General features: G+C 68.6%; 6 protein-coding genes. 1 reads left to right on the top strand and 5 read right to left on the bottom strand.

The window, feature by feature from the left end; genetic code table 11:
* Positions 1 to 88: 88 nt before the first annotated feature.
* The 5 genes from ACZ7LS_RS03175 to ACZ7LS_RS03195 all read right to left on the bottom strand — a co-directional run bounded on the left by ACZ7LS_RS03175 (position 89) and on the right by ACZ7LS_RS03195 (position 6,446).
* Positions 89 to 1,108, bottom strand: coding sequence for a rod shape-determining protein (locus ACZ7LS_RS03175; protein ID WP_030352375.1), 1,020 nt, complete (start codon positions 1,106 to 1,108; stop codon positions 89 to 91).
* A gap of 248 nt (positions 1,109 to 1,356) precedes the next feature.
* Complete coding sequence (gene ndk / locus ACZ7LS_RS03180; RefSeq protein ID WP_030352376.1) at positions 1,357 to 1,770, bottom strand: nucleoside-diphosphate kinase; 414 nt, start codon at positions 1,768 to 1,770, stop codon at positions 1,357 to 1,359.
* 65 nt (positions 1,771 to 1,835) lie between these two features.
* Positions 1,836 to 2,189 carry a DUF4233 domain-containing protein gene (locus ACZ7LS_RS03185; protein WP_382529799.1) on the bottom strand — a complete coding sequence of 118 codons (354 nt, stop codon included), beginning with the start codon at positions 2,187 to 2,189 and terminating at the stop codon, positions 1,836 to 1,838.
* Positions 2,190 to 2,194: 5 nt separating this feature from the next.
* Positions 2,195 to 3,709, bottom strand: coding sequence for a bifunctional tetrahydrofolate synthase/dihydrofolate synthase (gene folC / locus ACZ7LS_RS03190; RefSeq protein ID WP_382881149.1), 1,515 nt, complete (start codon positions 3,707 to 3,709; stop codon positions 2,195 to 2,197).
* Between the two features lie 115 nt (positions 3,710 to 3,824).
* Positions 3,825 to 6,446, bottom strand: a complete 2,622-nt coding sequence (locus ACZ7LS_RS03195; protein ID WP_385136444.1) for a valine--tRNA ligase — start codon at positions 6,444 to 6,446, stop codon at positions 3,825 to 3,827.
* A 136-nt stretch (positions 6,447 to 6,582) separates the two neighbouring features.
* Here ACZ7LS_RS03195 and ACZ7LS_RS03200 point away from each other — a divergent pair, with 136 nt between their 5' ends.
* On the top strand, positions 6,583 to 7,575 hold the full coding sequence (locus tag ACZ7LS_RS03200; protein WP_385136447.1) for a flagellar basal body-associated FliL family protein: 993 nt from the start codon (positions 6,583 to 6,585) through the stop codon (positions 7,573 to 7,575).
* Positions 7,576 to 7,710: the final 135 nt, after the last annotated feature.

The raw sequence follows: 7,710 nt of genomic DNA on the forward strand, positions 1-7,710 counted from the left end.
GTATATCAACGATCCGCCGCGCGGGAGGCCGAGACCCCTGCCGGGGGTCCCCCTGGACCCGAGGGCCAGGGGGACGGGGACGCTTCCGTCACCGGCGGGGCTGGGCGTCCAGCACCTGCTGGAGCGCCTCGAACTCCTCGACACACTTGCCGGATCCGAGTGCCACGGAATCCAGCGGATCCTCGGCGATGTGGATCGGCATCCCCGTCTCGCGACGCAGCCTCTCGTCGAGACCGCGCAGCAGGGCGCCGCCGCCGGTGAGCACGATCCCCCGGTCCATCACATCGCCGGACAGCTCGGGCGGGCACTTGTCGAGCGTGGTCTTGACCGCGTCGACGATCGCGTTGACCGGCTCCTCGATGGCCTTGCGCACCTCGGCGGCGGAGATGACGACGGTCTTCGGCAGCCCGGAGACCAGGTCACGCCCGCGGATCTCGGTGTGCTCGTCCTTGTCGAGGTCGTACGCGGAACCGATGGTGATCTTGATGCTCTCGGCGGTCCGCTCGCCGAGGAGAAGGGAGTACTCCTTCTTGATGTGCTGGATGATCGCGTTGTCCAGCTCGTCACCGGCGACGCGGATGGACTGTGCTGTGACGATTCCGCCGAGCGAGATCACGGCGACCTCCGTCGTACCGCCGCCGATGTCCACGACCATGTTGCCGGTGGCCTCGTGGACGGGGAGTCCTGAGCCGATGGCCGCGGCCATGGGCTCCTCGATGATGTGGACCTGGCGCGCGCCGGCCTGGGTGGACGCCTCGATGACGGCACGGCGCTCAACGCCCGTGATACCGGAGGGCACACAGACGACGACCCGCGGACGCGCCAGATAGCGGCGCTTGTGGATCTTCAGGATGAAGTAGCGCAGCATGCGCTCGGTGATTTCGAAGTCGGCGATAACACCGTCCTTCAGCGGCCGGACGGCAACGATGTTGCCCGGCGTCCGGCCGATCATCTTCTTAGCCTCGGCGCCGACCGCGAGAATACCGCCGGTGTTGGTGTTGATGGCGACGACGGACGGCTCGTTGAGTACGATCCCCCGGCCTCTGACGTACACCAGCGTGTTGGCGGTCCCGAGGTCGACAGCCATGTCACGGCCGATGAACGACATGTTGTTCCCCATGAGGATGCGTCTGGCCTTCCCAAGCGTTGATGGCTTTTCAGGATGGCGAGGTGGGTGCTGTGGCTTGGAGGTTTCCATCGTAGTGCCGACGCAAGGACGACGGCGCGGTGGCCCACCTCAGTAAGGGTGACGAAGTGTCGGTCCGATGCGTTCCCGAAAGTGGCTTAGATATGCCCAAAGGCGACCGAATTCCTTCGGTCGCCCCAGGGCATCAGCGCCGTTCGGCTGACATGTGGTCAGGAAAGTCCTGGGAAGAAGATTTTAAGTTCCCGAATGGCGGACTCCTCGGAGTCCGAAGCGTGGATCAGGTTCTCCCGGACGATCGTTCCGAAGTCCCCCCGAATGGACCCCGGCGCCGCGGCGATCGGGTCAGTCGGACCGGCGAGCGCGCGGACGCCCTCGATGACCCGCTCACCGTCGACGACCAGAGCGACGACCGGTCCTGAGGCCATGAACTCGACCAGCGGCTCGTAGAAGGGCTTCCCCTTGTGCTCGCCGTAGTGCTGCTCCAGCGTGTCCTGGTCGAGCGTGCGCAGCTCCATGGCGCTGATGGTCCAGCCGGCCTTGCGCTCGATACGGCCGACGATCTCGCCGACCAGGCCGCGGCGTACGGCATCGGGCTTGAGCAGGACAAGCGTGCGCTGGCTCACTGTGCGGGCTCCTTCTACTACGGGATGCGGGCCCTCAGAGGCTACAGGGCATACCACACCATCGATCACACAGCGTCAGCCTCTGCCGATGCCTGCTCGGCCCAGCGTGCCTTCGCCTCGTCGATCTGCCGTCCGAAGTGGACCGAGGCCCCCCACAGGGCCGCGAAGATCGCGCCGAGGACGAACATCGCGGGCACCACGAAACCGCTGGCGACCAGCGCGACCTGGAGCGCCCAGCCGAGCTGGACGCCACCTGGACGGGTGATCATCCCGCAGAGCAGCACGGACAGCAGCATCGCGATACCGCAGACCGTCCATACCGTCCCCACCGACAGATCGTCGGACTTCATGGCGACGAGACCGGCGAAGCCGATCACGAAGAACTCACCGATCAGTGTGGACGCACAGAGCGTACGCATGGGATTCAGCGCCTCCTCAGCAGCAGCCGGGCCTCGCCGACCGTGATCACCGAGCCGGTGACCAGGACCCCGGCGCCCGCGAACTCGGACTCCTCCTCGGCGAGCGTGATCGCCGCCTCCAGCGCGTCATCGAGCCGCGGCTCGACCTGGACCCGGTCCTCCCCGAAGACCTCGACGGCGACGGCCGCCAGCTCGTCCGCGCCCATCGCGCGGAAACTGGAGTTCTGCGTGACCACGATCTCCGTGCAGATCGGCTCCAGGGCTTCCAGCACGCCGCGGACGTCCTTGCCGTCGCTGGAACCCACCACACCGATCAGCCTGCTGAAGCCGAAGGACTCGGTGAGGGCCTCGGCCGCGGCCCGCGCCCCGGCCGGGTTGTGCGCCGCGTCCAGCACGACCGTCGGCGAGCGCCGTACAACCTCCAGCCGGCCCGGCGAGGAGACCGCGGCGAACGCCTTGCGGACCGTGTCCATGTCGAGGCGGCGGGCGTGCTGCGCGCCGATCCCGAAGAACGCCTCGACGGCGGCCAGCGCCACCGACGCGTTCTGCGCCTGATGCGCGCCGTACAGCGGGAGGAAGATCTGCTCGTACTCGCCGCCGAGCCCGCGCAGGGTCAGCAGCTGGCCGCCGACCGCGATCTCACGGGCGACCACCCCGAACTCCATGCCCGCGCGGGCGACCGTCGCGTCCACGTCGACGGCCTTCTTCAGCATCACCTGCGCGGCGTCCACCGGCTGCTGGGCCAGGATGACCGTCGCGCCCGGCTTGATGATCCCGGACTTCTCCACGGCGATCTCGCCCGGTGTGGAGCCGAGCCGGTCCGTGTGGTCCAGATCGATCGGCATGACGACGGCGACGGAGGCGTCGATGACATTCGTCGCGTCCCAGGTGCCGCCCATGCCGACCTCGACCACGGCGGCGTCCACCGGCGCGTCCGCGAAGGCGGCGTAGGCCATGCCGGTCAGCACCTCGAAGAAGGAGAGCCGGTACTCCTGCGAGCCGTCGACCATCTCGACGTACGGCTTGATGTCCTCGTACGTCTCGATGAACCGCTCGGCGGAGATCGGGGCGCCGTCCAGACTGATCCGCTCGGTGACGGACTGGACATGCGGGCTCGTGTACCGGCCGGTACGCAGATCGAACGCGCCGAGCAGCGCCTCGATCATGCGGGCCGTGGAGGTCTTGCCGTTGGTGCCGGTGATGTGGATCGACGGATAGGCGCTCTGGGGATCGCCCAGCACATCCATCAGACCCTTGATCCTGGCGACCGACGGGTCGAGTTTCGTCTCGCCCCAGCGGCCCGCCAGCTCCTGCTCGACGGCGCGCAGCGCCTTGTCCACCTCCGGGTCCTCGGGGCGTGCCGGGGCGCCGTCACCCTGCGCGGGCCCTGCCTGGGCGCGCAGTGTGCGGCTCCCGGCCTCGATCACCGCGAGGTCGGGGTCTCGGTCGGTCGCGGCGTCGACGATCTCATCGAATTCGTCGTACTCGCCGGGCTGGTCGGAAGGACGGTGCTCGCTCACGCGACCAGTCTACGGAGCGCCACCGACACCGGTCGCCCCGCGCCCCGGCTCCGTACGGGAGCGGGGCCCCGGCCGGGTGGCAGGGGCCCCGTTCCCGGGTGCTCGTCGGGGAGGGTCAGCCCTGGGGCAGGCCCGCCAGCTGTGCGGTCAGCCGCTCGATGTCCGTCTCCGCCTTGGTGAGCCGGCCGCGGATCTTCTCGACCACGTTGTCGGGGGCCTTGGCGAGGAACGCCTCGTTGCCGAGCTTCGCCGTCGCCTGCGCCTTCTCCTTCTCCGCCGCGCCGAGGTCCTTCGTCAGACGCTTGCGCTCCGCCTCGATGTCGATCGTGCCCGACAGGTCGAGCGCGACCGTCGCCCCCTCGACCGGCAGCGTCGCGGTGGCGTGGAAGCCCTCGCCCTCCGGCTGGAGGCGCAGCAGCTGCCGGATGGCCGCCTCGTGCGCGGCCAGCGGCGTACCCGTGAGATCCAGCCGCGCCGGGACCTTCTGGCCGGGCTGGAGCCCCTGGTCGGAACGGAACCGGCGGACCTCGGTGATCACCTGCTGGAGGTGCTCGATCTCCCGCTCGGCCGCCACGTCACGGAACCCGCTGTCGGCCGGCCAGTCGGCGACGACGACCGACTCCTTGCCGGTGAGCGTGGTCCAGAGCGTCTCGGTGACGAACGGGACGATCGGGTGCAGCAGGCGCAGGGTGACGTCGAGGACCTCGCCGAGGACCCGTCCGGAGACCTTCGCCGCCTCGCCGCCGTCGATGAACGTGGTCTTGGACAGCTCCACGTACCAGTCGAAGACCTCGTCCCAGGCGAAGTGGAAGAGGGAGTCCGACAACTTCGCGAACTGGTAGTCCTCGTAGTACGCGTCGACCTCCGCGACCACGGCGTTCAGCCGGGACAGGATCCATCGGTCGGTGGCGGACATGTCGGCCGCGCCGGGCAGCGGGCCCTCGACGGTCGCGCCGTTCATCATCGCGAAGCGCGTGGCGTTCCAGACCTTGTTGGCGAAGTTCCGGGAGCCCTGGACCCAGTCCTCGCCGATCGGCACGTCGATGCCCGGGTTGGCGCCGCGCGCGAGGGTGAACCGGACAGCGTCGGAGCCGTACTTGTCCATCCAGTCCAGCGGGTTGACCGCGTTGCCGAAGGACTTCGACATCTTCTTGCCGAACTGGTCACGGACCATGCCGTGCAGCACGATCGTGCTGAACGGCGGTGTGCCGTCCATCGCGTAGAGACCGAACATCATCATCCGGGCGACCCAGAAGAAGAGGATGTCGTAGCCGGTGATCATGATCGAGTTCGGATAGAACTTCTCGACGCTCGGGGTCTGTTCGGGCCAGCCCAGCGTGGAGAACGGCCACAGACCGGACGAGAACCACGTGTCCAGGACGTCCGTGTCCTGCGTCCAGCCCTCGCCGGCCGGCGCCTCGTCGTCGGGACCGACACAGACGGTCTCGCCGTTGGGCCCGTACCAGACGGGGATCCGGTGGCCCCACCACAGCTGCCGGGAGATGCACCAGTCGTGGAGGTTGTCGACCCAGCCGAAGTAGCGGGACTCCATCTCCTTCGGGTGGATCGTGACGCGGTCGTCGCGGACGGCGTCACCGGCGGCCTTGGCCAGCGGACCGACCTTGACCCACCACTGGAGCGAGAGGCGCGGCTCGATGGTCGTCTTGCAGCGTGAGCAGTGTCCGACGGAGTGCGTGTACGGGCGCTTCTCGGCGACGATCCGGCCCTCGGCCCGCAGCGCGGCGACGATGGCGCTGCGCGCCTCCATCCGGTCGAGCCCCTCGAACGGGCCGGGGACGGTGATCACGGCGCGCTCGTCCATGACCGTGATGTTCGGCAGATCGTGCCGCCGGCCGATCTCGAAGTCGTTCGGGTCGTGCGCGGGTGTCACCTTGACGGCGCCCGTACCGAACTCCGGGTCGACATGGGTGTCCGCGACGACCGGGATCGTACGGTCGGTGAGCGGCAGCTTGATGCGCTTGCCGACGAGATGCGCGTACCGCTCGTCGTCGGGGTGGACGGCGACGGCCGTGTCGCCGAGCATCGTCTCGGCGCGGGTGGTCGCGACGACGACGGAGTCCTCGCCGTCGCCGTACTTCAGCGAGACCAGCTCGCCGTCGTCGTCCTGGTACTCCACCTCGATGTCGGAGATCGCGGTGAGACAGCGCGGACACCAGTTGATGATGCGCTCGGCGCGGTAGATCAGCTCGTCGTCGTAGAGCTTCTTGAAGATCGTCTGGACAGCCTTGGACAGCCCCTCGTCCATGGTGAACCGCTCGCGCGACCAGGCAACGCCGTCGCCGAGCCGGCGCATCTGCCCGGAGATCTGCCCGCCGGACTCGCCCTTCCACTTCCAGACGCGCTCGACGAACGCCTCACGCCCCAGGTCGTGCCGGGACTTGCCCTCCTTGGCCAGCTCGCGCTCGACGACGTTCTGGGTGGCGATGCCCGCGTGGTCCATGCCGGGCTGCCACAGCGTCTCGTAACCCTGCATGCGCTTGCGGCGGGTGACGGCGTCGATGAGCGTGTGCTCGAAGGCGTGCCCGAGGTGGAGGCTGCCGGTGACGTTCGGCGGCGGGATGACGACGGTGAACGGGGGCTTCTCGCTCTTCTCGTCGGCCTCGAAGTAACCGCGCTCTACCCAGCGCTCGTACAGCTTCCCCTCCACCTCGGCCGGAACGTACTGGGTCGGCAGTTCGGGGTTGCTGGCTGGCTGCTGCTGAGTGTTCTCGGTCACGGGGCACAGTTTAGAGGTGTCACCGCCCCGTACTGAAACGGGATAGTTCGGTAACGGTGCGGCCCCGGGTGGCCTCGGTCACTGTCCCGTCCGCCAGGATGTCCGGAACGCGTAAGCAACTAACAGGGGACAGCGTATGAGTGACAACCAGCCGGGACCGTACGGCGGGCAGCCTCAGCAGCCCGGTCCGTACGGCCAGCCGAACCCTTACGGCCAGCAGCCGCCGCAGGGGCCGCCGGGGCCCGGTTACGGTTACCCGCAGCAGCCCCCGCAGGGTGTCCCCCCGCAGCCGCCGCAGGGATACGGCTACCCGCAGCAGCCAGGACCGTATGGCCAGCCGCAGCAGCCGGGCCCGTACGGCCAGCCGCCCCAGCAGCCCCCGTACGGCCAGCAGCCCGCCTATGGCGGCGGCCAGTACCCGCCCCCGCCGGGCCAGGCGCCCAAGAAGAAGACGGGCCTGATCGTCGGCGCGTCCGTGCTGGCGCTCGCGGTGATCGCGGGCGGCGCGTACTTCCTGGTGGGCGGTGGCTCGGTCCCGGACGACGACAAGAAGTACAAGCTGGCGACGCCGGAGTCGGTGCTCAGCGGCGAGTACAAGAAGGCCGGGGATACCGGTTCCAACGGCGGCAACTTGACCAAGAGCGACGCCAAGGAAGCCGAGGGGTGGGGAATCAGGAACCCCCGGGAAGTGGCCGGCAGCTACTCCACGGGAGAGGGCCCCACACAGAAGGTGATCGACTTCAGCGGCGTCTACGGCGAGCTCGAAGACCCCGAGAAGGTGGTCGACGCGGTGTTCGCCGAGTCGCGGCAGAAAGCCGACAAGGCGCAGAGCGGCGGCCCGAGCCTCGAATTCATCGGCGAGCCGCAGGAGTTCACGCCGGACGGCTTCGACAACGGCGTGATGAAGTGCCAGGAAGGCAAGTTCACCTTGGGACAGGCCGCCGGCACCAGCTCCGGTCCCGGCAGCTACACGATGCCGATGTGCGTCTGGGGCGACCAGAGCACCATGGGCTACGTCATATCGGCCGACGCCGGGGCCGGTGTCACCAGCAAGAGCAGCCTGTCTCTGGACGAGGCCGCCGCGCAGGCCGCCAAGTTGCGCGACGACGTCCGCGTCGAGATCAAGTAACGGGCTCCACGCCTACGGCACAGGGGCGGGGGGGGGGGGGGGGGGGGGGGGGGGGCCCCACCAGCGCGGACAAACACACACGCCCGAAGCAGCTCTTTGCGAGTACATCTCTTCCGGAGACCTGATCTGCTAGCC

It is taken from the genome of Streptomyces sp. NPDC039430 (genome assembly GCF_055639435.1).

What these genes read in the sequence shown, in the direction of transcription:
- ACZ7LS_RS03175 (WP_030352375.1), bottom strand. Translation starts at nt 1,108, where the DNA reads ATGTCGTTCATCGGCCGTGACATGGCTGTCGACCTCGGGACCGCCAAC.
- ACZ7LS_RS03185 (WP_382529799.1), bottom strand. Translation starts at nt 2,189, where the DNA reads ATGCGTACGCTCTGTGCGTCCACACTGATCGGTGAGTTCTTCGTGATC.
- ACZ7LS_RS03200 (WP_385136447.1), top strand. Translation starts at nt 6,583, where the DNA reads ATGAGTGACAACCAGCCGGGACCGTACGGCGGGCAGCCTCAGCAGCCC.